Genomic DNA, 25,241 nt, shown 5'->3' with positions numbered 1-25,241 from the left:
GCTTGTCTAGAATTACGCCTAAAAAGGCTGTATTTCGGCATTTATCCATAAAACTCTCCTTCTTTTGCACAGCCGCCTCGCGATCAAATCGCGGCGCGTCGGAGCATCCCGCGTCACGATCGCAAGTGTTTTTGTTTGACAGCGAAAGACGTGGACAGTATGCAAAGGACATAGAGGACGCGGCCTATGGAATGTTGGCCCGTCCCAGGCCATTCCGAGGGGGTGGCAGCCGAATGTTTACTTCAGGACGGCCTACCCAAATGTCTAACGTCGACAATTCAAAAACAGCTCTGGTCGTGGGAGCAGGGCTCGTCGGTATTTGCTGCGCAGCCTATCTGCAGCGACAGGGGTTCTCGGTCACCCTGATAGACCGTGCAGAACCGGGCCATGGCGCATCTTTCGGAAATGGCGGCAATCTTCTGGTCTCTTCAGCCGTTCCGCATTCAATGCCTGGCCTGATCGCAAAGGTGCCGAAGATGCTCCTCGATCCACAGGGGCCGCTTACCATCAGCTGGAAGCATCTGCCCCGCGTGGCGCCGTGGCTTGGTCGCTTTGCGGCAGCCGGCCGCGATCACCGCGTCCGGGAGATCGCAGCTGGCCGCCATGCGCTTTTGTCGCGCGCCGTCGCGGCCTATGACGACATCCTGCCTGAAGCGCCGAAGGCCGAACTGCTGCGGCGCAAGCCCTTTCTCTATGTCTGGGAAAGCGAAGAAGGTTTCCGCACCGCCGACTACGCAAACTCCATCCGCCGGAACCTCGGCGTGCCGCTCGAGGTCATCAGCGGCAACGAGGCGCGCGAGGTCGAACCTGCGCTGGCGAAGGGCATTGCCAAGGCGATGCTGATCCCCAATGCCGTGCAAGCCGTCAACCCGCTTCGTCTGTCGCAATCCATTCTCGCGGATTTCGTCGAAAAGGGCGGCCGGTTCCTCACCGATGCAGTGAGGAGCATCACGCTTGCGGACGGAAAGACGCAGGTTGTTCTCGAAGCTGGTGGCAAGGCGAGCGCCGACGTGACGGTGATCGCTGCCGGCATCGGTTCGCGCCATCTGGCGGAAGCCACGGGCATCAAGGTGCCTCTTGAAGCCGAGCGCGGCTATCACGCGATGATCGCCGAACCGGGTATCGAGGTGAAGACCGCGATCGCTTCGGCAAACCGCTCGATCGGCCTTACGCCGATGGAAGAAGGCTTGCGGATCGTTGGGATTTCCGAATTTTCCGGCCGCACGGCGCCGCCGCGATATCAGCGATGCGAGCAGCTGGTGGCGCATGCGCGGGCCGTCCTGCCAGGCCTCGAGGTAAAGGCCGTCAGCAAATGGATGGGCGAGCGGCCTTCCTTCCCGGACTCCATGCCGATGATCGGCGTCCATCCAGGTGGCGGCGGTCTGCACTTTGCCTTTGGACACGATCATATCGGTCTGGCAACGGCCGCGATCACCGGGCGGATCATATCCGATATCGCCGCCGGTCGGGTACCCGAGATTGACGTCAGCCCCTACCAGCTGACGCGCTTCAATTGATACGAAAGTCAGTCAAAACACAACTTCAGATAAGGATTTGCCATGTTCAAGGGCTGTATTGCTCCTCTTCCCACTCCTTTCGTCAACGGCGAGTTGGACGAAGCTGGCCTCCGTCGGCTGGTCGACTTCCAGGCGACGGAAGGCATGCATGGTGTTCTGATCCTTGGCTCCACTGGCGAAACACCGACGCTGACGGATCTTGAATTCGAGCGCGTTCTTGCCGTCACCATGGAAGTCGCCGGCGGGCGCATTCCGGTGAGCGTAGGAACCGGCACCAGCTCCACCAAGGACACGATCGACGCGACAAAGCTTGCCGTCAAGCACGGCGCCGATGAAGTGCTGATCGTCGCTCCGTATTATAACCGGCCGACGCAGGACGGTTTGTACCATCATTTCAAGCAGATCGCAAACGAGGTCGATGTTCCGATCATCCTCTACAACAACCCTTCGCGCGTCGGCGTCGATATCTCAATCGACACAATCGTCCGCTTGTCCGAAGAAAAAAACATAGTTGGCCTGAAGGAATCGAACCCCGACCTTCGCCGCACTCTGATGCTCAATTCGCTCGTTCCGGCCGAGTTCTTCCAGCTGAGCGGCGACGAGCCGACTGCCATGTCGTTCATGATGGCCGGCGGCGCCGGCATCTATTCCGGTGTCGGCTGCTTTGCGCCCAAGGTCCTCAAGGAGATGGTGGAAAGCTGGCGCGACAATAAACAGGCGCGTGCGCAGGAACTCTACCTCAAGTTGGCGCCGCTGCTCCAGACGCTCTACATCGAGACCAACCCCGTGCCGCTGAAATACGCGCTCAGCCTTTTCGGCTTCATGTCGCCGGAAGTGCGTTCGCCGTTGCGGGAGATGACGGAAGCATCGAAAGCCACGCTGTGCGACGCCATCATCAACGCCGGGATCGAGATTCCGGCGCAGCCCTAAGACTTCAAAAATCGCCGCCGCGCAAGCGGGGATCAACTATCCGCACCGCCACCGTTTCGTCACGGCAGCGGTGCGGCCCATTCAACGAGGTTCGAGCAGAAATGGCGGCTGACACCCTAAACCGATCGGATCTGGGCTCCGTGCGCATCGTCGATGTCGAAGTCATTCCCGTCCGCATCGGTCTTCGCGCCGTTCACTCCCAGGGATTGGGCGACGTCGGCGGTGACACGATCTCGGTGTTCGTCAAGCTGACGACCAACAGCGGCGTGACCGGCTGGGGCGAGGCGGCGCCCTGGGCACCGGTGACGGGCTCGGCAAAGGCCTCGCAGGATGCGCTGGAGAACTTCTTCAAGCCTCTGCTGCTGAATGCCTCGCTTGTCTCGCCGCGCAGCCTCGTCGCCGCGTGTAAGCGCCAGCTCGCCCATTCATCGGCAGCGCTGGCGGCCGTCGAGATGGCGCTGCTCGACGTCATGGGCAAACAGTTGAACGTCTCGGCCTCGGTCCTTCTCGGCGGACAGGTCAGGGACGAGATTCCGCTGAGCTTCTCGATCGCCAACCCCGATTTCAACGCCGACCTGGAGCTGGCGCCGGAGCTTGTCGCTGACGGCATCCGCATCTTCAAGGTCAAGACCGGCTTCTCGAACCACCGCAACGACCTTCAGCGGCTGGAAAAGCTGATGACCGTGCTGCCAGAGGATGCAAGCGTCCGTGTCGATTACAATCAGGCGCTTCACCCTTCCAATGCACTGAGACAGTTGCGCGACATCGACGGCTTCGGTCTCGGCTTCATCGAGCAGCCGGTTTCGCTCGAGCGCATTGATGTGCTGGCGCATCTGGCGGCGTCCCTGAACACGCCGATCATGGCGGACGAGGCACTGTTTTCGCCGGCTGACGCGGCGCGTCTTGCGGAAAAGCGCGCCGTATCAGCGTTTGCCGTCAAGGCGATGAAGGCGGGCGGGATTTTTGCAGCGCAGGAGATTTGCAGCATCGCCGCCGCGAGCGGGATCGCCTGCTATGCGGGCAGCATGCTCGAAAGCGGCGTCGCTAGCACCGCCGGAACGCTTCTGGCGGCGACTGCTCCCGCCATCACGCTCGGATGCGAATATTACCAGCCGACCTATTACCTGGCCGACGATGTGCTGGCCACTCCGTTCCCGGTCAAAAACGGCAAGGTCAAGGTTCCGACGGGGCCGGGCCTCGGCATCACGGTCGACGAACAGAAGCTGAGATCGATGACCGCCCATTAGCTGGCCGAATTGTCGGAGAGCAGAAGGCGGCATGTCCGCGCGGGCTCCCTGTTCCGGCCAGCCACATTGCCACCCGATCTGCGGCATCGCCTGATGCCATCAGTCCATAACGAAGGAGACTATCCATGAAAGCCGCCTGGTACACCAAACGAGGTCCCGCAGCCGAAGTCCTGCAGATTGGCGAACAGCCAAAGCCGGTCGCCGGTCCGGGTGAACTGCTTATCCGCGTGCACGCATCGGGCATCAACCCGTCCGACACGAAGGATCGCGGTGGCGCCCGCAACAACTTCGTCATGCCGTTCCCGCTCGTCATCCCTAACCATGACGGTGCAGGCGTGGTCGAGGCGGTCGGTTCGCCAGAAGACGCCCACCGCATCGGCCAGCGCGTCTGGTTCTACGAAGCGCAGCTGACGGGACCGTTCGGCTCGTCCGCCGAATATGTCGTCATCCCGGCCCGCACCGCGGTCGAGCTGCCGGCATCGGCGACCTTCGAGGAAGGCGCCTGCCTCGGCATTCCGGCCATGACCGCCCATTTCTGCGTGCTTGCAGATGGCTCGGTTGAAGGCAAGACTGTCTTCGTTTCCGGCGGTGCCGGCGCGGTTGGCCGCTACGCCATCCAGTTCGCCAAGATGAGCGGCGCGACGGTCATCACCACGGCGTCTGGCGAGCGCAACATCGCATCCGCTAGGGCAGCCGGTGCCGATCTGGTCATTGACCGCAAGAATTCGGACGTTGCCGCCGAGATCGCCAAGTTCACCGGCGACAAGGACGGCCGCGGGATCGACCGGTTCATCGAAGTGGCGTTCAGCGAGAACCTTCCGCTCATCATCAAGACCCTGAATGTCGACGGTATTGTTGCGACGTATTCCAGCGATGCCGACGCCCATCCGCAGATCCCCTACTGGGGTCTGGTCGGGCTCAACTCGACGGTTCGTTTTGCTCTGGTCTTCACCATGTCCGAAGCGGCTCACGATGCGGCTGCAAAGGCCATCAACGCGGCGATCGAGAACGGCACCCTTACGCATGACCTCGGTCAGAGCTATCCTCTGGAGGAGATCGTCAAGGCGCATGAGGCGGTCGAATTGGGCGGCACCGGCAAGATCGTCCTGCTGACCTAAACTTCCGACGACCACGAACTAAAAACAGAGAAAGGCGAGTTCCATGGAAACCAATCGCGTTGCAATCGTAACGGCCGCCGGCCGCGGAATGGGTGCTGCGGTGGCCAGGGAGCTTGCCGCCAATGGCTGGAAGGTGGCTTTGATGTCGCCCTCCGACCGAAGCATCGACCTCGCGCAGGAGTTGGGCGGGGTCGGGATGAGCGGCTCGATTACCGAACGCGGCGATATGGAAAAGCTCGTAGAACTTGCCATGGATCGCTATGGTCGCATCGACGGCGTCTTTAACGGCTCCGGCCATCCGCCGAAGGGCAAGCTGCTCGAATTCGACGACGCCCAGTGGCAGGCAGGCTTCGACATGGTGCTGCGCAGCGTCATCACCATGTCCAAGCTCGTCACGCCGATCATGGAAAAACAGGGCAAGGGCGCGTTCGTCAATCTGTCGACCTATGCGGCGCTCGAGCCCGAGCTGATCTTCCCGATGTCCTGCGTGCTGAGGGCGGGGCTTGCGTCCTTCGCCAAGCTCTATGCGGACCAGTATGCCGCAGCCGGCATCCGCATGAACAATCTCCTGCCGGGCTCTATCGACAGTCTGAAAGAGATACCGACACTGACGTCCCGTATCCCGATGCGCCGACAAGGCACGGTCGGCGAAATTGGCAAGGTCGCCGCATTCCTGCTGTCGGACGACAGCGGCTATATCACCGGCCAGAATCTGAGGGTCGATGGCGGGCTGGCCCGTTCGGTCTAAGTATCCGTTTGACAAACAGGGTTCTGGCCCAAGCGGCCGGATCCGTGCCGTATCGAGGCCGCTTTGGACGCCAACATCATCGAAGGCAGAGTTCACCAGCCTGGGCTGTTCATCAGCCCCAGTGTGTTTGTCAGAATGCCACTTTCCGTTCCGGTCGGGCCGGCCCATCTCAGCATTCCGCCCGATGCGCTGACGCGGGTATCCGGCCGTGGAACGGATGTCGTGACCGGCATCATATCGGCCATCGAGGCCTACACGTGGAATATAGTGGTGTCACTGGATGTCGATGGCCTTCGCCGACCGTTCTTCGGATCCCTATCCAACCAGACCGGCGCGGGTCTGGGCATCGGCGATCATCTCCACCTTGCGATCCGTTTTGAATCGCTTCTCATAACCTGCAAGGCCGCGTGTTCGGACAATCCCGAAGCACGTCGTGCGGCTTTCAAGGTTATATCGGGATATTCCGGATAGGGATGTAAGGGAAGCCCGAACGACGAAGGCCCCCCACAACCTCATCGGATCTCGATCGTCCCCGACAGGTACTGCACCGCTTCGCCGTTCAAAATAACGCGGCCCGGCACGACCTCGCATGTCAGGCGCCCCTTCCGTTTGCCGCCCTGCTGCGCCGTCAGGATGGGCTTGCCGAGACGTTCCGCCCAGTATGGCGCCAGCGACGTATAGGCTGAACCGGTAACCGGATCCTCGTTGACGCCGACCCGCGGCGCGAAGAAACGCGCGATGATGTCGTGATCCTTACCGGGAGCTGTGACGGCGATGCCGCCCTTAGGAATTTCGGCGAGAGCGGCGAAATCGGGATCAAGGTCGTGGACAATATCCTCGTGGCTGACGACGACAATATAGTAATCTGCCTCCAGAACGATGCCCGCGGTCAGTCCGAGCGCTTCCAACAAGCCCTCAGGCGGATCGATCGCCACGGGCGGGCGTTGCGGAAAGTCCATTGAAAGACCCTTTGCGGCGCGCTTGACACGTAATTCGCCGCTACGGGTGGAGAACCGTAGCACATCGGGCGCATCCGCGATTTCATCGAAAATGACCCAGGCCGTCGCCAGCGTGGCGTGTCCGCACAAATCGACCTCGACCGCCGGGGTGAACCAGCGCAGATCGAAGGTGTCGCGACCGCGACGGACGTAGTAGGCCGTTTCGGACAGATTGTTCTCGGCCGCGATCGCCTGCATCATATCGTCCGGCAGCCATTCCTCAAGGCCGCATACAGCCGCCGGGTTGCCGCTAAAGACGACGTCGGTGAAAGCGTCGATCTGCTTGATGGTGAGTTTCATATCGTTTCCTGCGCATATCGCCCGAGCAGCATTCCTTGCCGCGCGGATTTTCGTTTGTCGGAGCGTAAAGCCGTTTTCAGACCGCCACGGATCGAGTCCAGCCACGCGCATCATTCGTTGCGCCGCGCTGCAGACCGACCAGTTCGTTGCGAAGCTCGTTGGTGAGCTGCCCCGTCTCGCCGTTGCCGATCGTGAATTCACCTTCCATGTGGCGCACAAGGCCGATCCCGGCAAGAACTGCCGCCGTTCCGCAGGCGAAGGCTTCATTTAGCTTACCGCTTGCCGCGTCCGCCTGCCATTCAGCAAACGAGTAGCGCCGCTCGTCGACTTTCAGGCCGCGCTCCTTGGCGAGTGCGATGACCGAGGCCCGCGTGATACCCGGCAGGATGGTGCCACCAAGCATCGGGGTGACCAGTGTCGCGTCGTTCATGACGAAGAACACGTTCATGCCACCGAGTTCCTCGACCCAGCGGTGCTCGGCCGCATCCAGGAAGACCACCTGGTCGCAATCACGCTTCGCCGCCTCCGACTGTGCTACGAGGCTTGCCGCATAGTTTCCGCCGCATTTTGCCGCACCGGTGCCGCCGTTCGCCGCGCGGGTAAATCCGGTTTCCACCCAGACGGAGACTGGTTTGCTGCCGCCTTTGAAATAGGAGCCGGCGGGGGAGGCGATGACGCAGAAGACGTAGTCCTGCGCAGGGCGCACACCGAGAAATGCTTCGTTGGCGAACATGAACGGACGCAGGTACAGGCTGGCATCACCAGACGGAATCCATGCCTTGTCGATCCGGACCAGTTCCTCGACGGCCTTGATGAAAAGATCTTCCGGGACCGGCGGCATTGCCATCCTGGCGGCCGAATCGGCAAAACGACGCGCGTTCTCTTCTGGCCGGAACAGCAGTACGCGGCCGTCACCGGTCTTGTACGCCTTCATACCCTCAAAGATTTCCTGCGCATAATGGAGCACAGCGCTCGCCGGATCGATTTGCAGCGGGCGGCGCGGGGTGACCTTTGCGTCATGCCAGCCCTTATCTGCCGACCAGCGGGCGAGAACCATGTGATCAGTGAACACCTTGCCGAAACCGGGAGTTTCCAGCGCAAGGGCGCGATCGGCGTCGGAGACGGGGGAATCATGGAATTCAATGGCAATGTCATGAAATGCAGATGGGGTATTCATCTATTTGAGGCCTCAGTCATGTTTGATATCGGTATTTTCGGATGTGCCGGCTTCTGGCAAGCCGGCTAAGGGGTCATTCGGTTCGCAGCCCGCGAAAGACCAGGTTCTGATCGACAGAAAGCATTCGCCGATGAAGCAGCGAGGCGGCACCCCGGGCAGGACCATCTATCCCCAGCGACGACAGCGCAATCTCCGGGACCGGATGTTCCGGGATCAGGTTTTTCGCCACGCTGGCCATCACATCTGTGGGACAAAGCGAAAACAGTGACGCGACCGGTCCTCCCAGCACGATCTTTTGCGGATTGAGGATGCTAGTCAATGTCGCAAGTCCGCGCCCGAGATAGCGGGACCAGTCCGAAAGTGTGGCGAGCGCGGCAGGCTCGCTCCGCTTTGCAGCTTCGACAAAGCTGTCAAAGCTGCCGGAGCTGCCACCATGGAACCCGTGCCGTGCGAGCACGGCGTTGCGTCCAACGAAACTTTCGAAGGACCCTGGCAGGGTCGCGAGTTCGACGAAGCCGGCATCGCCGACAATCATATGGCCGAGTTCGCCCGCATAACCGTTGTGCCCCCGCACAATTTCGCCATCGCTGACGATCGCGCCGCCAACGCCCGCATCGATAAAGATGTAGACTGCGCTCTCCGGCGCCGCGCTTCCCGCGCGGTATAGTTCAGCCATCGCAAAGGCATTCGCGTCGTTTTCTGCCGTCAGCAGCGGAACATCTGCAAGCATGCGCTGCAGCATCGGCAGGACGGGTGCGTCGCGCCATCCGAGAATGGGCGCCCGCAGGACAATGCCTTGGTGATCGATGATGCCCGGTACAGTGACGCAGACGCCGCGGATCTGATAGTCTGGCAGATCGCCGATGACTTTGCTGACCGAGGCCGCCAGCTGCGTCGTGGCGCTTTCTGGCGTTGCTTCGGTCGCCTCGAAAGACTGGTGCAGTTCGGCCACCACCTCGGCCTCCATGTCCAGCGCGACGATGCTCGTGCGGCCGACGCCGATATCGGCGCCAATGAACAGGCCGTGTGCGGCATTGAGGCGCACGAAGGTTCCGGGGCGCCCGGTCTTCGAGCCTTTGTCTTCTTCCGAGATATCCTCGACCAGCAGCCCCTCATCGACGAGACCGGCCACGATGCTGCTCGCGGTGGAGCGCGTCAGGCTCAGTTCACGCGCGAGGCCGGCACGGCTGATCCGCCGATGGCGAAAGACTGTCTCTAGAACGCGGATTTCATTAATGTGCCTGACGGCACGGGGCATCGACATCAAACGGCTCCAATGGCCTCAAATAGCACCAGATATCATAGAAAAAGCGGGACGACCAAGGCCGTTGCCACCGCATTCAACGCCATCGCCACCCCGGCGAACAGTCCGGCCGTTGGATCGACCGAATAGGCGCGCGCCGTTCCGATGCCATGCGACGTGAGGCCGACGGCAAACCCGCGCGCGCTGTAATCGGTGATCTTCATTGCGTTCATCAGCGGGGTGACGACGATCGCGCCGATGATGCCGGTCAGGATGACCAATCCGGCAGTCAGCGCGGCATCGCCGCCATGTGCCGAGGAGATTGCCATGGCAACGGCCGCCGTGGTGGATTTCGGCGAGAGCGATGCGATGACGATATCCGGAAAGCCTGCGAAGTGGCCGAGGGCTACGACGCTGACGACCGCCGTGACGCAGCCGACGGCAAGCGCAGCGAGGATAGGCAGAAGGTTCGCCCGGACCAGATCGATGCGCCTGTAGAGCGGGATCGCCAGGGCGACAGTTGCAGGACCAAGCAGGAAGTGGATGAACTGGGCACCTGCAAAATAGGTCGGATAGTCGATCCCCGCAGCTTCGAGCGCAACCACCACGGCCATCACCGCGATGAGCACCGGGTTGACGAGGGCGTGGTGATTGCTGCGCCGGGCGATCGCATGGGCGATCAGCCAGGCGACGACTGTCGCCGTCAACCAGAGAAGCGGCGACGCGGCGAGATAGACCCAGAGGCTCTGCGCGGCGATCACGACCGGATACCCCGGTCAACAAGCCGTTTGACAGCGAGAAAAGTCCAGACCGTCGCCATCAGGGTGATGATCGTGGAGACGATGAGAACAATGGCGAGCGCGACGCCCTGATCGAGCACGAGATCCAGATGCTGCATAATGCCGACGCCCGCAGGGACGAAGAGGATACCGAGATTGGCGAGAAGTGCGTCGGCGGCTGAACCGGTCTTTTCAACCGCCGGACGGGCGCCTGCATATCGCGAAAATATGACCGCAGCGGCAGCACATAGCGCCATGCCGACTACTGGCCCCGGCAAGCTCCCTCCCGTCGCGAAGGAAATGATTTCACCCGTAAGCTGAAACAGCAGCAGCACTCCAAACCCGAAAATCAATGGGTCTTCCTCGCATTATCGATCAAACCTAGCTTGACATGTAACGCCTCGCATGTTTGTTTTCAATCCAAACAAATGGAGCGGAGGATGTTTCCGTTTGTTGGGTGAGGGCCGGTATGGTGCCGGCCAATGGGAGGATGTGATGAAATCTATTTTCAAATCGACGGCGCTCGCCGTCTCCCTCAGCGCCGGCGTGTCCTGCGTAGCGCTTGCTGCCGACAAGGTCGAAGTGCTGCACTGGTGGACTGCGGGCGGCGAGGCGGATGCCGTCGGCGTCCTGAAGAAGGACCTCGAAACCAAAGGCTTCGGCTGGCAGGACATGCCGATTGCCGGAGGCGGTGGCGAGGCGGCAATGACGGCGCTTAAGGCGCGCGTATCTTCCGGCAACCCCCCGACAGCTGCTCAGTTGCTCGGCATGGCCGTCAATGAATGGTCGGAGGAAGGCCTTCTCGGCGATCTCACTCCCGTTGCCACTCAGGAAGGTTGGGACAAGGTCGTGCCCGACGCGCTCAAGAATTTCGCCGTCCATGACGGCAAGTGGGAAGCGGTCCCGGTCAATATCCATCGTCCGAACTGGCTTTGGCTCAATGCTAAGGTCTTCAAGGACAACAACCTGGCGCCTCCAACGAATTGGGATGAATTCAACAATGTCGCCGATAAGCTAAAGGCGAAGGGCATAGTTCCGCTCGCCCATGGCGGTCAACCCTGGCAGGACACCACGATCTTCGACGATGTCGTCCTCGGCATCGGCGGCCCGGAATTCTACAAGAAGGCCATCATCGAACTCGACGAAGCCTCGCTGTCGTCCGACACGATGGTCAAGGTCTTCGACCAGATGCGCAAGATCAGGGGTTACGTCGATCCGAACTTCTCGGGCCGCGACTGGAACCTCGCGACCGCGATGGTGCTTAAGGGCGAAGCGGGAATGCAGCTGATGGGCGACTGGGCCAAGGGGGAGATCGTCAAGGCAGGCCTGAAGCCCGGCGTCGATATCCTGTGCGTGACCGCACCGGGAACGGATGGGTCCTTCCTGTTCAACACCGACTTCTTCGCGATGTTCCAAGTTGGCGAAGACAAGCAGAAGGCGCAGTATGCGCTCGCCTCGAGCGTGATGTCTCCCAAATTCCAGGAGGCTTTCAACCTCGTCAAGGGGTCAGTGCCCGCTCGCACGGACGTGCCGGGCGATAAGTTCGATGCCTGCGGCCAGAAATCGATGGCTGACCTCAAGGCTGCGGAAAAGGCCGGCACCCTGATGGGATCGCTGGCGCATGGCCATGCGGAACCTGCGGCGATCCAGCGAGCCATCTTCGACGTTGTCACCCAACACTTCAATTCCAACATGTCTTCGGCGGATGCCGTCGCCCAGTTGAAGACCGCGATCAAGGCGGCGAAGGGATAACCACTTCCTCCCAGGGCGGCCCCGCCACGCATATCTGTGGCGGGGCCATCTCAAGTGCGGCAAGGCGTGCCCTTTCGGTTTTCACTGAGCGGCTCACGACGGATATTAAAAATGACAATCAAGAAACGCCTCCAGGGCGCCTTACCGGCAATCGTCCTGTCCCCCTCCCTGATACTCATCGCCTGCGGCGTCTACGGCTTCATCGCCTACACGGCAGTACTTTCGTTCACCGGCTCGAAGATGTTCGCGCGCTTCGATTTCGTTGGCCTGCGACAATACGAACGCCTTTTCGACGACCCGCGCTGGATAACAGCAGTGATCAACATGGGCATCTTCGCGCTGCTCTACATTGTCGCGGCAACATGCCTCGGCCTCTTCATCGCGATCCTGATCGACCAGAGAATCCGCTTCGAGGGCGTGTTCCGCGCGGTATTCCTCTATCCCATGGCCCTGTCCTTCGTGGTGACGGGCGTCATCTGGCAGTGGTTGCTCAATCCGGGGCTTGGCTTGCAGCACATGATGCGCGGCCTGGGCTGGGAGAATTTCACCTTCGAATGGCTGATCCAGCCGGAACGGGCGATCTATACAGTGGTGATCGCCGGTGTCTGGCAGGTCACGGGCTTCGTCATGGCGCTATTCCTTGCGGGCCTTCGCGGCGTCGATACCGAGATATTGCGGGCCGCCCGCATCGATGGCGCGCCGCTCTACAAAGTCTATACCCGGATCATCATTCCGGCGCTTCGCCCGGTCTTCCTGACGGTTCTAGTGATCGAAGCGCATCTGGCGATCAAGAGCTACGACCTCGTCGTCGCCCTGACCAAGGGCGGACCCGGGATCTCGACCGAGCTTCCATCCACTTACATGTATTCGATGACATTTACCCGCAACGAGCTGGGTGTGGGGGCGGCAAGCGCCGTCGTCATGCTGGTCAGCCTCGCGAGCATCATCATTCCCTATCTCTATTCGGAGCTTCGCGATGACCGTGCTGCTTGACGCCGGAACGGCGACCGGCCTCCGCCGCAACTCGAACCTGCGCTTAGGCAGGATTGCCGGCCGCTGCTTCGTCTACGTGTGCCTCGTCATTCTCGCCGTGGCCTTCCTGTCGCCGCTTCTGTCGATGGTATTCACCTCGCTGAAATCCATGGAGGAGATCCGCACGGGTAATCTTCTGTCCTTTCCAAGCGCCCCGACCTTCGAGGCCTGGGAAACCGTCTGGGGTGCATCCTGCATCGGCGTCACTTGCGGCGGGCTGAAGGGATATTTCGGCAATTCGTTTCTCATCGTCATTCCCGCCACACTGATCTCCGTCGCGTTCGGCGCGCTCAATGGCTACGTGTTGACGAAATGGCGCTTCCGGGGCGACAGCATCGTCTTCGGATTGATCCTCTTCGGGTGCTTCATTCCATTCCAGATCGTGCTGATCCCGATGGCGAGCCTGCTCGGCAAGCTGGGTCTGGCGGGCACTGTTCCCGGCCTTGTGCTCGTTCATGTCGTATACGGCATCTGCTTCACGACGTTGTTCTTCCGAAATTATTTCGTCACCATCCCGGCAGAGATCTTCAAGGCCGCGCGCGTCGACGGGGCAGGGTTTTGGGCAATCTTCTTCCGCATCCTGCTCCCCATCTCCTGGCCGATCGTCATGGTTTCGATCATCTGGCAGTTCACCGGTGTTTGGAATGACTTCCTCTTCGGCGTCTCCTTTGCGGCCGGTCCCAACCAGCCGGTCACCGTTGCACTCAACAACCTCGTCAACACCTCCACGGGCACCAAGGCCTATAACCAGGACATGGCGGCGGCGATGATCGCCGCGCTTCCTACCATCATCGTCTACGTCGCGGCGGGACGTTACTTCCTTCGCGGCCTGATGGCCGGTGCAGTAAAGGGCTGAAAAAGATGGCAAATCTTGCAATCAACCACGTCACCAAGAGCTTCGGCTCGCTCGCGGTCCTCAAGGATATCGACATTGCCATCGAGGACGGCGAGTTCCTCGTACTCGTCGGCCCCTCGGGATGCGGTAAGTCCACCCTTCTGTCCATCATCGCCGGGCTCGACGAACACACGTCCGGATCGATCACCATCGATGGACGGCCGGTGGACGGACTGGAGCCAAAGGAGCGCGACATCGCCATGGTGTTCCAATCCTACGCGCTCTATCCCGCCATGTCGGTGGAGCAGAATATCGGCTTTTCGCTTGAGATGAGCAAAATGCCGAAGCCGGAACGGTTGGAGCGGGTCGGCAAGGTCGCCGAACTTTTGCAGATTACCCATCTTCTGAAACGCAAGCCGGGGCAACTGTCCGGTGGGCAGCGTCAGCGTGTGGCTATGGGGCGGGCACTGGTGCGCGAGCCGAAGATTTTCCTGTTCGACGAGCCGCTGTCCAACCTCGATGCCAAGCTGCGCGTCGAGATGCGCACAGAGATCAAGAAGCTACACCAGCGGCTCGGCGCCACCATCGTATACGTCACCCACGACCAGATCGAGGCAATGACCATGGCGACGCGGATCGCCGTGATGAAGGACGGCATCCTGCAGCAGTTCGGAACGCCAGAAGACATCTACGAGCGCCCGTCCAACGTCTTCGTCGCGACCTTCATGGGTTCGCCGCCCATGAACCTTCTGCCGGCCAATATTGCCCACGGCGATGCGCAGCCCTCGCTTCGGCTGCAGGAGGTCGATATCACCCTGCCGCTCCCGGCCTCCGCCGGCCGGCTGTCCGGCCATACCGGCGATATCCTGCTCGGTCTGAGGCCCGAATGGCTGTCGCTTTCGGCCGAAGGCAGCGCCGCGCCGGCTTCCATTCTTCTCGATGTCGAAGTCGTCGAGCCGACTGGCCCGGACGTCTTCGTCTCGCTGCGTGCGGGCGCTCGCGAAATCATGGCGCGCCTGCCAACCGGCTCTCCGGTTCATCCTGGACAGCGGGTGCGCTTCGACATCGATCTCACCAAAGCCGTTCTCTTCGACGCAAAGAGCGGCGCCGCTCTCTGAACCAGATACCGATCAAGGAAAAGACAACATGCCAGTGAAACAGGAAAGACGCCTTCGCGTGGGCGTGCTCGGCGCGGGCCAGATCGCCCAGTCGGCCCATTTCGAAAGTTGCACTAAGGCGGCCAACGCCGATCTCTACGCCATCTGCGATGTCGCCGACGACCTTCGCGAACGGATGGCGACCACCCATGGCGCCGAAAAAACCTTCAACGACTACGACCGCATGCTGGCCGATCCCGATGTCGAGGCCGTCATCATCGCCACCGCTGACGCCTTCCACGTTCCGGCGTCGATCCGTGCACTCGAAGCGGGCAAACATGTCCTGTGCGAGAAGCCCGTGGGCCTGACTGTTGAGGAATGCCGCGACCTCCAAGCGGCGGTCGACAAATCCGGCAAGATCTTCCAGGTCGGTCACATGAAGCGTTTCGATGCCGGCCTTCAGGCGGCCAAGACGTTTATCGATACCGAAATGGGCGATATCGTCGCGCTTAAAGCCTGGTATTGCGACAGCACGCATCGCTATCCAATGACGGACGCGGTCCAGCCGCTGATCGTCTCCAGCGCCAATGCTAAAAAGCCATCGACCAACCCCAAGGCTGATCTGCGGCGCTATTACATGCTGGCGCATGGATGCCACCTGATCGACGTGGCGCGCTATTTCGCCGGAGACATCATCGCGGTTCAGGCGCGGCTTTCGGAGCGCGCCGGCATCTGGTGCTGGTTCGTCGATGTGGAGTTCGCGTCAGGCACGCTTGGTCATCTCGACCTCACCGTCCAAGTGCGGATGGACTGGCACGAAGGGTTCCAGATCTACGGCAAGAACGGCAGCATTCTCGGCAAGACCTACAATCCCTGGTACTACAAGAGCAGTGAAGTCGATATCTTCCGCGAGGCCGACGGCGCGTCCCACCGCGTGCTCGGCGCCGACGGCCATTTCTATCGCCGCCAGCTGGAATCCTTCGCCCGCGTCATTCTCGATGGCGCGCCGATGGAAGGCGCCGATGTGGCAGATGGTCTGGCCTCGGTTCAGGCGATGGTGGCGATCGCCCGTTCGGTCGAAAGCGGCAAGCGCGTCGCGCTCGCAGATGTTTCGGGTGGCGTGTGATGCAGCTCGGAATTTTCTCCAAAACCTTCGACGGCACCGACCCGGCCGTGGTGCTTGCCGCCGTCAAGGCCGCCGGCTTTGACGGCGCGCAATACAACATGGCCTGCTCCGGCCTTCCCTCGATGCCCGACGTGATCGACACGGCGGTGTCGGCAGCAGTTTCCGAAGGCGCCAGGACGGCGGGCGTCGATCTCGTGGCGGTCTCGGGCACTTACAACATGATCCATCCGGATATGGCGGTGCGCGACCTTGGCCACGCAAGGCTGAAGGTTCTGGCCGCTTCCTGCGCGGGGCTGTCGACAGGTTTGATTACGCTCTGCACCGGAACCCGCGATCCTGTCGACCAGTGGAAGGAGCATCCGGACAACGATACGCCCGAGGCATGGAAGGATCTGCTCGTCGCCATGGAAACGGCGATCGGCATCGCCGACCAGTACGACATCGACCTTGGCATCGAGCCCGAGCTTGCCAATGTGGTGAACTCGGCGAAGAAGGCGCGCCGCCTGATCGACGAGTTGAAGAGCCCGCGGCTGAAGATCGTCTTTGATCCAGCCAATCTCTTCGAGGTCGCGACCCCGGACGATCAGCGCCGGATCGTCTCCGAAGGCGTGGACCTGCTGGCCGACCGCATCGTGATGGGCCATGCCAAGGACCGCACGCCAACGGGTGGCTTCACCACCGCCGGAAAGGGCGTGCTCGACTATCCGCATTACCTCTCCAGCCTCAAGGCTGCCGGCTTCGATGGCTCGATGGTCACCCATGGCCTGAAGGCGGATGAAGCCGCCGGCGTTGCAACCTTCCTCAAGGGCGCGTTCGCGACCGCCGGCATCGGGGCATCCTGATGGCGGTCCATACCTTCACGCCGCAAGGCGGGCCGGTGCTCAGTGTCGATCGCGATGCAGGCGATGGCCTTCCGGTCATTTTCCAACACGGTCTCTGTGGTGACGCACGCCAGACCACCGAAGCGTTTCCCGCCGATGCGCATTTTCGGCGGATCACCGTCGAATGCCGGGGGCAGGGGAATTCGCAGCCGGGCAACCTGCAGGACCTGTCGATCTCGGTCTTTGCCGCCGATATCGCCGAATTCACCCGCAAGGGCGGTCTTGCTCCGCTCGTCGTCGGCGGCATCTCAATGGGTGCGGCGATCGCGCTGCATCTTGCCGTTCGGTATCCGGAGCTGGTCCGCGGCCTCGTGATCGCCCGCCCTGCCTGGATCATCCATCCGGCACCGGCGAACATGGCGCCCAATGCCGAGGTCGGGCACCTGCTGGCCAAACATCCGCAGGATGTCGCGCAGCGGCTGTTCATGGAGACTGCGACTGCCGAGCAGCTGCGCCGCGAAGCACCCGATAATCTGGCCTCGCTGACGGGCTTTTTCTCCCGCGAACCACAGGATGTGACGGCAGCGCTTCTGACCTCCATATCCGATGACGGTCCGGGCGTCACCGAGGCCGAGGTTCGCGCAATCAAGGTGCCGACGCTGGTGATCGGCCATGAGCGCGACAGCATCCATCCGATCGGCCATGCGCGCACGATCGCCGGGATGATACCCGATTCACAATTCGTCGAGATCACGCCAAAGGTCGAAGACCGCGGGCGATACGTCTCGGACTTCCATGCGGCCATGGGCCGGTTTCTGAAGGACTTTCTGTAATGACAGCTCAATCCACCGACTGGATCGAAGACCTCCCCAAGGACCGACTAATCGGAGAATTTTCCGTGTGGTCCGCCGATCTGGTGCGCCTTGCCGACGACATGGCGCGGATCGAGCCGCATGCGGATGTCCTGCATATCGATGTGGCGGACGGACATTTCGCCCCGGCCATGCTGTTCTTTCCTGATCTGGTCGCCGGCATCCGCAAGGTCTCCTCGCGCCCGATCCATGTTCACCTGATGGTGGCGGACGCCATTCTTCTGTCGCAGATCGAGCAGTTTGCCGATGCCGGCAGCGATCTCATCAGCCTGCATGTGGAAAATCGTGCGTTAGCGGACGCGGCGCTCGATCTTCTCGATCGCCGCGGCATCGCCGCAGGCATGGTGCTGCGGGTCGAGACGCCGGTCGAAGAGATCGCACCCTATATTGCGCGGCTTCGTTTCGTGACGCTTCTGGGCACAGCGATCGGGGTCAAGGGTCAGGGGCTTGACGCCAAAGCAGGCGAGAGGCTGGGGCTTGCCAAGCGCCTCATCGACAAGAGCGGTTCGGACAAACGCATCGTGCTCGCAGCCGATGGCGGCATTCGCGAGCACACCGTTCCCCTCCTTCGCCAGGCCGGCGCGGAAACCGTCGTTCTGGGCTCGCTGGCATTCAATGCGCCATCCCTCGACGACCGGATGAAATGGCTCAGCACACTTTAGAATGGGAAGACGAACATGGAGTCCCTAGCGATTGGCGTTGATCTTGGAGGCACCCAGGTTCGGGCAGCTGTCGTCGACGAACGTGGCGAGATCATCCGGCGGGGCGCCGTCCTGACGGAGGCTAAAGCCGGCCCCACACGCGTGCTCGACCAAATGGCGGACCTCTCGATGTCGCTGCTCGACGGTATCTCGCCCGACCATGTAGTGGGCGTCGGTATCTCTGCTCCGGGTCCGCTCGATGCCAAGAATGGTATTGCGCTCGACATACCGACCCTTGCCGGCTTTGTCGATTTTCCGATCACGGCGGAGTTGCAGAAACGCTTCCGGTTCCCGGTCAATCTGGAAAACGACGGGATCGCCGCGGCACTTGGAGAATGGCGTTATGGCGCGGGCCGCGGTGTCGAGAACATGGTCTATGTCACGGTCAGCACCGGCATCGGCGGCGGCATCGTCGTCGACAACCGGATGCTGCACGGCCGGCGCGGCATGGCGGCGCATGTCGGCCACATGTCGGTGATGCCGAACGGGGAACTGTGCCCATGCGGCAATTACGGCTGTTTCGAAGCCTATGGCTCGGGAACTGCGTTCACGGAAAGGGCGCGCCGGCGCGCGCTCGAATGCAGCGACACTTCGCTTGGCGCCGATCGCGCGCCGATCGACAGCCGCGCGGTGTTCGAAGCGGCAAAGCGTGGAGATGCCGTGGCTCTCGACCTCATCGAGCAGGAAGCGGAAATTCTCGGCCGCGGGTTCACCAGCCTTCTCCACCTCTTCAGCCCGGACATCCTCGTGATGGGGGGCGGGATTTCCAACGAATTCGAAATGCTGCAGGCGGGGATTCGAAGGTATATCGCTCGCTGGGCAATGCCGGCATTCCGCGACGTCAAGGTCGTACGTTCGGCGCTTGCGGAAAACTCCGGCCTCATCGGCTCGGCGGCACTGGCGTTCCAGTCGCAGTCTGCGGAAAATCTCAAGGTGCTGATCTAAAAAGAAAAATCCTCCCCGGAGACCCTTCGGCTCGTCCGGGGAGGCCTCGCCCTGGGAGGCTTTCCTGATCGTCAGGGCACGAGCGCGCAACCGGCAGCCTTCGAAGCCGCAAGCGTCAGATTGCCCTCGGACGGCGGTATCGTCGCGACGATGTTGTAGAAATCCCAGTCACCCTTCGATTCCGCAGGCGACTTGACACGCACCAGATAGGTGGGGTGGGTGGCGCGGCCATCCACGCGGATCTCGGTTTCGCCGAACAGGGGATCCTCGTAGGTGCCCTTGTCGCGCATCGCCCCGACGACCGCCTTGCCGTCGTCGGACGAACCCACCTTCTTGACAGATTCCAGATAGAGCATGGCGGAGGAGTAGTTTGCCGCCTGGCCCATCGTCGGCTTGGCGCCGCCCATTCGCGCGGCGAAGCGCTCGGAAAAGGCCCGCGTCTTGTCGTTGAGATCCCAGTAGAACCAGGTGGTGAACGTCAGGCCCTGCGCGGTTTCGAGACCCAGCGAGCGGACATCTGTGAGAAACACCGTCATGGCGGCGAGCGACTGGCCGGACTGGGTGATGCCGAATTCGCCCGCCTGCTTGATGGCGTTGATCATGTCGCCGCCACCGTTGAGCAGACCGATGACCTGAGCTCCGGACGACTGGGCCTGCAGCAGATAGGAGGCGAAATCAGTCGTGTTCAGCGGGTGGAGAACCTCGCCGACGACTTCTCCGCCCGCTTCCTGCAGCAGCTTGCGGCCGGTGGCGCTTAGGCTATGGCCATAGGCGTAATCCACAGTGATGAAGAACCATTTCTTTCCTCCGTTCTTGAGCGTCGCCCCGATCGTGCCGCGGGTCAGTCCCCAGGTGTCGTAGGTCCAGTGAACGGTATTGGGCGAGCACTCCTTGCCGGTCAGCGCGGTGCTCGCGGCATTGGTCGCGAAGAAAACCTTGTTCTTTTCACGAGTGACGGCGTTGACCGCCAGCGCCGCTGCCGACGAGGTCACGTCGAAGATGGCATCGACACCGCGCTGGTCATACCAGTCGCGGGCGGTGCTCGAAGCCAGATCCGGCTTGTTCTGGTGATCGGACGATATCACGTTCACCTTCACGTCGGGGTTGGCGGCCATGAAATCTTCGGCCGCAAGGCGCGTGGCCTCGACGGAACCCTTGCCTGAAAAGTCCGTATAGATTCCGCTCATATCGGTGATGACGCCGAGAGTGACCGCGATCTCTGCCGATGCCTGTCCGGCAACAGCTGATAGTCCCGCGCTCAGCGCCAGGATCCTCAAAATTCTCATTGTCTTCCTCCTCTAACCTTGCCGTTTGTGAACGATCTGCCGTGGGTTGCGCCGCCGCTTGCGGGACCGGTCCGCAAGGCATGCTTAGGGCGCGGCTTCTCCTCGTTCGTTTTCTGCATTCCCCCGAGCGACTTGCCGGTTGCGCTATTCCTACATGTCTCGCCCTCGATTTCCCTAGAGCCGTTCTCCTACGAACCTGAACTCTTGGCCATCGCCAGGCCCTTCTCCACAGAGACGGCCGGGTCCGGCTGTGTCTCTTCGAGAAGATGATTGTGCTCCCCGAGCATCGGCGCAGGACGCCGAACCGGCATCGGGCGTCCGCCGATGGCAAATCCCGGTATCGGGACCGTGCCGGCACGCGGATGGTTCGTCTCGACCACGAGCCCCGCCGCGCGGAAATGGGCGGAGCTGGTGACGAGCGCATAGTCGGCCACGGGCGCGCAGATGATGTCGGCCTCCTCCAGCACGACCAGCCAGTCCATGGTGTTGCGGCTACGCAATTTCGCATTGAGGATGGCGGTCAGTTCGGCGCGATGCGCCATCCGTTGGGGCAAGCTTGCGAAACGCGGCTCGGCGGCAAGCTGAGGCTGGTCGATGACATCGCAGAACCGTCGCCAGCGCGCCTCCTGATAGGCGGCGATCAGGATGTAACCATCGGCCGTCTCATAGGCCTCGTTGGGCGTGGCATAGGGTGCACCGCTTCCGCAGCGGCGCGGTGTCTCTCCGGATGCCAGGTATCCCGCCATGGGTACCTGCTGCAGCATGACCGAGCTGGCGAACAGATTGATGTCGATATGCCCGGGCTGCCTGCCGGCATCCCGGCTGCGCAAGGCGGCAAGCACCGCAATCGCTGCCTGGTATCCGGTCACCATGTCGGCAACCGGAGCCTGCACCTTGGATGGCGGCTCGCCTTCCATGCCGGTAATGCTCATCAGCCCGGACACCGCCTGGATGACGCCATCGACGCCCGGCCGGGTGGACCATGGTCCCGTTTGCCCATAGGCGGAAATCGAACAGTAGATCAGCCGCGGGTTGAGCGCCGTCAATGCGGCATAGCCGATGCCGATACGATCGGCGACACGCGGGCGGAAGCTCTCCACCACGACATCCGCGGTCTTGACCAGCGCCAGAGCCTGGCTCTTGCCAGCCTCGGTCTTGAGATCGAGAACCACGCCACGCTTGTTGCGGTTGAGCGCCATGAAGGTCGTGCTTTCGCCCTCGACGAAGGGCGGGCCGAGGGTCCGCCCGATATCGCCACCGGGCGGCTCGACCTTGACGACATCCGCCCCCATGTCGGCCAGAAGCATGGTGCAGAAGGGGCCGGCCGCGATCTGCGAGAAATCGATGATGCGCAGGCCGCTGGTCGAGCCTTCCAGCGGATTGGAAACGGGATTGTTCACACTGTCGTTCATCGGCCGACAAAGCGCGGTGTGCGCTTCTCCGCAAATGCCTTGCGGCCTTCCAGCCGGTCTTCGGTATCCTTCAGCATGCCCCAGACCATTTCGGTCATGTCGAACAGGCCGGAGCGTGGCAGCACGTCCGTATCGCGTGTCAGGCGCTTGGTCGCAGCGACGGAGAGAGGCGCGTTCTGCGCGATCGTCTCCGCAAGATCAGCCGCGCGTTCGGCCAGCTCGTCCGCCGGCCAGACATCGCTGACGAGCCCGATGCGCAGCGCTTCGGCAGCGTCGATCCGCGCACCCGTCATCAGCAGCTTCATCGCATGCGCCGCCGGGATCGCGCGCATGAGAAGAGGGCCGCAGACGCCGGCAACGCTGCCGATCCGCACTTCCGGAAGGGCAAAGCTTGCTGTATCAGCGGCCACGCGCAGGTCGCATTGCAACGCAAGCTCCATGCCGCCTCCAAGGCAGTGGCCGTTGATCGCCGCAATGAGCGGCTTGGAGATCGCCAGGCGTTCGAGATTGAGGAAGCGGATATAGGTGCCCTTGCGGGTCGCCGCTTCATCACTCGCAACCCAGGTCGCGGCATAGGGATCGTTGCTCGGCGGCGTCCGCTTGAGGTCGGCGCCGACGCAGAAGGCGCGGTTGCCCGCCCCGGTGAGGACGATGACCCGTACCGATTCGTCATCGCGCGCGTCGACCAGATGCTGGCGCAGGTCCGTCTGCGCCTGCACGTCGAGCGCGTTCAGCGCCTCTGGCCTGTCGATCGTGATGGTCGCAACCGCGCCGTTTATGGAGGAATGGATGGTCATGTCATACACTCGGACTTGAGAGGCTGCGCGCACCGCAGACATAGAGAAGCTGGCCGGTAATGTAGGCGCTATTCCTGCTGGCAAAGAACAGCACCGCCTGGGCGACGTCCGCCGGCGTGCCGATGCGCTGCATGGGAACGCTTTTCTTCAGCTTCTCCTGGACTTCCGGCTTGAAGCCGAGAAACAGCGGCGTCTCGATGATGCCGGGGGCGACCGCGTTGACGGTGATGCCCTGGCTGGCGAATTCGATGGCAAGGCTTCGCGTCAAGCTGACCACCCCGCCCTTGGCGGCCGAATAGTTGGCCTGGCCGAAGCCGCCGAGCCATGCCCGCGAGGATATGTTGACGACGCGTCCGTAACCTCGTTCCACCATGCCGGGGATCGCCGCCTTGCAGGTAAGGAACTGCGAGCGAAGGTTGGTTGCGATGACCGCATCCCAATCGTCTTCCTCCATCTTTGCCAGGCGCTTGTCGCGGACGATACCGGCATTGTTGACGAGCACGTCAAGCCGTCCCAGCTCATGGTTGACCTTGCCGATCGCGTCCTCCACCTGGGGGCGCTTTGTGACGTCTACCGAAACGGGCAGGATCCTGCGACCGGGATGGGCGGCGCGCAGACGCTCCGCTGCATCTTCCACGGCGGTTGCGTCGAGATCCAGAAGGGCAATGTCGAAGCCCGCGCCGGCCAGAGCCCCGGCGATGCCGAAGCCGATGCCGCGGGCGCCACCGGTGACGGCGGCAATATCATTCTGCGACATCGTCATACTCCCAGGACATGGACCGAGGAGGCGGCATGATCGACGCCGGCGATACCGCCGCCGGTACATTGGGTAAGTCCGATCCTTGCGCCCTCGACCTGCCGTCCCTCCGCGCGACCCTGCAATTGCCAGGTCACCTCAACCATCTGCGCCACGCCGGTGGCACCGAGCGGATGCCCCTTTGCGAGAAGCCCGCCACTCGGATTGACCGGTACGCGGCCGCCGAGCGCCGTATCGCCACGCCGCAGCATCGCTGCACCTTCCCCCTGTGGAGCAAGGCCCAGTGCCTCGTAATAGAGAAGCTCGGCGATGGTGAACGCGTCGTGCAGTTCGACGACATTGACGTCTTCCGGCCCAAGCCCGGCCTGCTCGTAGGCAACGCGCGCGGTGCGGGCCGTGATTTCGGCATCGAGGATATCGTCGCAGCCTTCCTCCAGATGCCCGGACTGGACGGCGGATCCGAGAACCCGCACGGCCGACCGGTGCGATGCCGGCCGTTTCGTCGTCAGCACCACGGCCGCCGCGCCATCAACGGCCGAAGGGCAGCACTGAAGCAAGGTCAGCGGCTCGGCGACGGGCCTTGATGCAAGAACCTCCTCAAGCGTTACCGGCTTGCGCTGCTGCGCATAGGGATTGAGCGCTCCGTGCGCGCGATTCTTGACCGCAATCCTTGCCAGGATTTCGGGGTTTTCGTCGCGCTCGTAGAGGTAACGGGTGCCGCGCATCGCATAGACCGTCGGCAGCGTCATGCCCTGGGCCGCATAGAGCTCGGTCTTGTAGTCGTTGCGTTGCAGCGGAATGGTGCCGCCGCCCAGCTTGGTCAGCATCTCGACGCCCCAGACCAGAACGGTGTCGTAAAGGCCGAGCCGCAGAGCCTGCGAGGCGAGATGAACCGCGGTCGCACCGCTGGCGCAGGCGTTCTCGACATTGTAGAGCGCCGGGCCGGTGATGCCGAGATCCCGCATCAGGACCTGGCCGAGGATCATGCCGCCATAGACATTGGCGTTGTACATGGCCTGGATCTGGCCGGCCTCGATTCCGGCATCAGCAAGCGCGCCCAGCACCGCCTCCTGTGCGAGATCCTGCATCGAGCGCGTCTCATGTCGCGCGAAAGGGGTCATGGCTGCGCCAGCGATATAGACTTCAGTGCTCACTGGGCGTCCTCCGATGCGGAAACGAAAAGATAGCCGGCTTCGCCACCGGCGATCGGGCGCAGGGCCATGCCAATGCGGGGACGCTCCCCCGCGGCAAGTTCGAGACGGCCGAACACGCGCGCCCTTTCGGGGAAGTCCGCATAGACCAGAACGAAGGGCGCAAGGCCCGTCTTCGGATTGGGATGGATGACGGTGAAGCTGTAGAGCACCGCATGGTCCGACAGGGTCAGCGGCTCGTAGCGGGACGCAGCCGGCGAGCCGGATGGAATGGCTGGAAAGATGCCGTTTCCCGTCGCACGATCACGCGATGCGGGAAGATGAATGGACGGGTCTGCCGTTCGCGTGCGCGAAAGCGTTGCAGATATGTCCGGAACTTGATTCACAGTGCTCCTCCTTGGCCGGCCTTCGGCTTTGCCGCTTGTTATGTTGTTGGTATCGTAGCGCGATCCGATCCGGGGCACAGGCGTAAAAATCTCGGCAATAGTTGACTTAAAGTCAACGGTCGGGCTGGATTGGAACCTTCACCGGCGTTCCGGAGCCCAAACGAAACGAGGAAAGCCAACCTTCCGGCTGGCTTTCCTCGCAGAGATGACAGGT

General features: G+C 62.0%; 27 protein-coding genes. 16 read left to right on the top strand and 11 right to left on the bottom strand.

What is annotated here, in order from left to right:
• Window positions 1–260 precede the first annotated feature (260 nt).
• The 6 genes from AC2GXZ_RS21970 to AC2GXZ_RS21945 all read left to right on the top strand — a co-directional run bounded on the left by AC2GXZ_RS21970 (window position 261) and on the right by AC2GXZ_RS21945 (window position 6,031).
• Window positions 261–1,517, top strand: a complete 1,257-nt coding sequence (locus AC2GXZ_RS21970; protein WP_483761345.1) for an NAD(P)/FAD-dependent oxidoreductase — start codon at window positions 261–263, stop codon at window positions 1,515–1,517.
• 42 nt (window positions 1,518–1,559) lie between these two features.
• Window positions 1,560–2,447: a 4-hydroxy-tetrahydrodipicolinate synthase gene (gene dapA, locus AC2GXZ_RS21965; protein ID WP_483761344.1), complete on the top strand. Its 888-nt coding sequence runs from the start codon at window positions 1,560–1,562 to the stop codon at window positions 2,445–2,447.
• 101 nt (window positions 2,448–2,548) lie between these two features.
• Window positions 2,549–3,694, top strand: a complete 1,146-nt coding sequence (locus AC2GXZ_RS21960) for an enolase C-terminal domain-like protein (RefSeq protein WP_483761343.1) — start codon at window positions 2,549–2,551, stop codon at window positions 3,692–3,694.
• Between the two features lie 125 nt (window positions 3,695–3,819).
• Window positions 3,820–4,812 carry an NADPH:quinone reductase gene (locus AC2GXZ_RS21955; protein ID WP_483761342.1) on the top strand — a complete coding sequence of 331 codons (993 nt, stop codon included), beginning with the start codon at window positions 3,820–3,822 and terminating at the stop codon, window positions 4,810–4,812.
• A gap of 43 nt (window positions 4,813–4,855) precedes the next feature.
• Window positions 4,856–5,560 carry an SDR family oxidoreductase gene (locus AC2GXZ_RS21950; RefSeq protein WP_483761341.1) on the top strand — a complete coding sequence of 235 codons (705 nt, stop codon included), beginning with the start codon at window positions 4,856–4,858 and terminating at the stop codon, window positions 5,558–5,560.
• A gap of 63 nt (window positions 5,561–5,623) precedes the next feature.
• Window positions 5,624–6,031, top strand: coding sequence for a hypothetical protein (locus AC2GXZ_RS21945; protein ID WP_483761340.1), 408 nt, complete (start codon window positions 5,624–5,626; stop codon window positions 6,029–6,031).
• A gap of 41 nt (window positions 6,032–6,072) precedes the next feature.
• On the opposite strand, the gene AC2GXZ_RS21940 is transcribed toward AC2GXZ_RS21945, so the two are convergent.
• Together AC2GXZ_RS21940 and AC2GXZ_RS21935 are read right to left on the bottom strand one after the other, a co-directional pair.
• Entirely contained in the window at window positions 6,073–6,972 is a 900-nt protein-coding gene (locus AC2GXZ_RS21940) for a PhzF family phenazine biosynthesis protein (protein WP_483761339.1), read from the bottom strand.
• Entirely contained in the window at window positions 6,935–8,002 is a 1,068-nt protein-coding gene (locus AC2GXZ_RS21935) for a branched-chain amino acid aminotransferase (RefSeq protein WP_483761620.1), read from the bottom strand. The genes AC2GXZ_RS21940 and AC2GXZ_RS21935 overlap by 38 nt, the downstream gene beginning before the upstream one ends.
• On the opposite strand from AC2GXZ_RS21935, the gene AC2GXZ_RS21930 reads away from it, so the two are divergent.
• Window positions 7,916–8,104 (top strand): hypothetical protein, encoded by a 189-nt coding sequence (locus AC2GXZ_RS21930; RefSeq protein WP_483761631.1) that lies wholly within the window; start codon window positions 7,916–7,918, stop codon window positions 8,102–8,104. The two genes, AC2GXZ_RS21935 and AC2GXZ_RS21930, sit on opposite strands and share 87 nt — an antisense overlap.
• Window positions 8,105–8,108: 4 nt before the next feature.
• On the opposite strand, the gene AC2GXZ_RS21925 is transcribed toward AC2GXZ_RS21930, so the two are convergent.
• The 3 genes from AC2GXZ_RS21925 to AC2GXZ_RS21915 are packed head-to-tail and all read right to left on the bottom strand — an operon-like array spanning window position 8,109 to window position 10,392.
• Window positions 8,109–9,299 carry an ROK family protein gene (locus AC2GXZ_RS21925; RefSeq protein WP_483761338.1) on the bottom strand — a complete coding sequence of 397 codons (1,191 nt, stop codon included), beginning with the start codon at window positions 9,297–9,299 and terminating at the stop codon, window positions 8,109–8,111.
• Between the two features lie 35 nt (window positions 9,300–9,334).
• Complete coding sequence (locus AC2GXZ_RS21920; protein WP_483761337.1) at window positions 9,335–10,039, bottom strand: LrgB family protein; 705 nt, start codon at window positions 10,037–10,039, stop codon at window positions 9,335–9,337.
• Window positions 10,036–10,392, bottom strand: a complete 357-nt coding sequence (locus AC2GXZ_RS21915; RefSeq protein ID WP_483761619.1) for a CidA/LrgA family protein — start codon at window positions 10,390–10,392, stop codon at window positions 10,036–10,038. The genes AC2GXZ_RS21920 and AC2GXZ_RS21915 overlap by 4 nt, the downstream gene beginning before the upstream one ends.
• Window positions 10,393–10,552: 160 nt before the next feature.
• Between AC2GXZ_RS21915 and AC2GXZ_RS21910 the strand changes: the two genes are divergently transcribed.
• The 9 genes from AC2GXZ_RS21910 (at window position 10,553) to AC2GXZ_RS21870 (ending at window position 19,238) form a co-directional block, all read left to right on the top strand.
• Window positions 10,553–11,809: an ABC transporter substrate-binding protein gene (locus AC2GXZ_RS21910; protein WP_483761336.1), complete on the top strand. Its 1,257-nt coding sequence runs from the start codon at window positions 10,553–10,555 to the stop codon at window positions 11,807–11,809.
• Window positions 11,810–11,920: 111 nt separating this feature from the next.
• A complete protein-coding gene (locus AC2GXZ_RS21905; protein WP_483761335.1) occupies window positions 11,921–12,802 on the top strand; it encodes a carbohydrate ABC transporter permease in 882 nt (293 codons plus the stop codon).
• Complete coding sequence (locus tag AC2GXZ_RS21900) at window positions 12,786–13,697, top strand: carbohydrate ABC transporter permease (protein WP_483761334.1); 912 nt, start codon at window positions 12,786–12,788, stop codon at window positions 13,695–13,697. The genes AC2GXZ_RS21905 and AC2GXZ_RS21900 overlap by 17 nt, the downstream gene beginning before the upstream one ends.
• A gap of 5 nt (window positions 13,698–13,702) precedes the next feature.
• Window positions 13,703–14,794: an ABC transporter ATP-binding protein gene (locus tag AC2GXZ_RS21895; protein WP_483761333.1), complete on the top strand. Its 1,092-nt coding sequence runs from the start codon at window positions 13,703–13,705 to the stop codon at window positions 14,792–14,794.
• A gap of 28 nt (window positions 14,795–14,822) precedes the next feature.
• A complete protein-coding gene (locus AC2GXZ_RS21890; protein ID WP_483761332.1) occupies window positions 14,823–15,899 on the top strand; it encodes a Gfo/Idh/MocA family protein in 1,077 nt (358 codons plus the stop codon).
• The gene (locus tag AC2GXZ_RS21885; RefSeq protein WP_483761331.1) at window positions 15,899–16,741 is read left to right on the top strand and encodes a sugar phosphate isomerase/epimerase family protein; all 843 of its coding nucleotides are present in this window, start codon (window positions 15,899–15,901) and stop codon (window positions 16,739–16,741) included. The genes AC2GXZ_RS21890 and AC2GXZ_RS21885 overlap by 1 nt, the downstream gene beginning before the upstream one ends.
• On the top strand, window positions 16,738–17,553 hold the full coding sequence (locus AC2GXZ_RS21880; protein WP_483761618.1) for an alpha/beta fold hydrolase: 816 nt from the start codon (window positions 16,738–16,740) through the stop codon (window positions 17,551–17,553). Before AC2GXZ_RS21885 ends, AC2GXZ_RS21880 begins: the two co-directional genes overlap by 4 nt.
• Window positions 17,553–18,254 (top strand): ribulose-phosphate 3-epimerase, encoded by a 702-nt coding sequence (locus tag AC2GXZ_RS21875; protein WP_483761330.1) that lies wholly within the window; start codon window positions 17,553–17,555, stop codon window positions 18,252–18,254. Before AC2GXZ_RS21880 ends, AC2GXZ_RS21875 begins: the two co-directional genes overlap by 1 nt.
• 15 nt (window positions 18,255–18,269) lie before the next feature.
• Window positions 18,270–19,238 carry an ROK family protein gene (locus tag AC2GXZ_RS21870; protein ID WP_483761329.1) on the top strand — a complete coding sequence of 323 codons (969 nt, stop codon included), beginning with the start codon at window positions 18,270–18,272 and terminating at the stop codon, window positions 19,236–19,238.
• A 71-nt stretch (window positions 19,239–19,309) separates the two neighbouring features.
• Here AC2GXZ_RS21870 and AC2GXZ_RS21865 read toward each other — a convergent pair whose 3' ends face one another.
• From AC2GXZ_RS21865 to AC2GXZ_RS21840, 6 genes are all read right to left on the bottom strand, one after another.
• A complete protein-coding gene (locus AC2GXZ_RS21865; protein WP_483761328.1) occupies window positions 19,310–20,524 on the bottom strand; it encodes an ABC transporter substrate-binding protein in 1,215 nt (404 codons plus the stop codon).
• 188 nt (window positions 20,525–20,712) lie between these two features.
• Window positions 20,713–21,924 carry a CaiB/BaiF CoA transferase family protein gene (locus AC2GXZ_RS21860; protein WP_483761327.1) on the bottom strand — a complete coding sequence of 404 codons (1,212 nt, stop codon included), beginning with the start codon at window positions 21,922–21,924 and terminating at the stop codon, window positions 20,713–20,715.
• An 8-nt stretch (window positions 21,925–21,932) separates the two neighbouring features.
• The gene (locus AC2GXZ_RS21855) at window positions 21,933–22,733 is read right to left on the bottom strand and encodes an enoyl-CoA hydratase/isomerase family protein (RefSeq protein ID WP_483761326.1); all 801 of its coding nucleotides are present in this window, start codon (window positions 22,731–22,733) and stop codon (window positions 21,933–21,935) included.
• A 1-nt stretch (window position 22,734) separates the two neighbouring features.
• Window positions 22,735–23,490 (bottom strand): SDR family oxidoreductase, encoded by a 756-nt coding sequence (locus AC2GXZ_RS21850; RefSeq protein ID WP_483761325.1) that lies wholly within the window; start codon window positions 23,488–23,490, stop codon window positions 22,735–22,737.
• 2 nt (window positions 23,491–23,492) lie between these two features.
• Window positions 23,493–24,644 carry a thiolase family protein gene (locus tag AC2GXZ_RS21845; protein ID WP_483761324.1) on the bottom strand — a complete coding sequence of 384 codons (1,152 nt, stop codon included), beginning with the start codon at window positions 24,642–24,644 and terminating at the stop codon, window positions 23,493–23,495.
• On the bottom strand, window positions 24,641–25,027 hold the full coding sequence (locus tag AC2GXZ_RS21840; protein ID WP_483761323.1) for a Zn-ribbon domain-containing OB-fold protein: 387 nt from the start codon (window positions 25,025–25,027) through the stop codon (window positions 24,641–24,643). Before AC2GXZ_RS21840 ends, AC2GXZ_RS21845 begins: the two co-directional genes overlap by 4 nt.
• Window positions 25,028–25,241 lie beyond the last annotated feature (214 nt).

It is taken from the genome of Aliirhizobium sp. YIM B11859, from assembly GCF_057163345.1.
The sequence above is the reverse complement of the archived record's forward strand: the minus strand, read 5'-3'. Positions and strand labels throughout refer to the sequence as shown.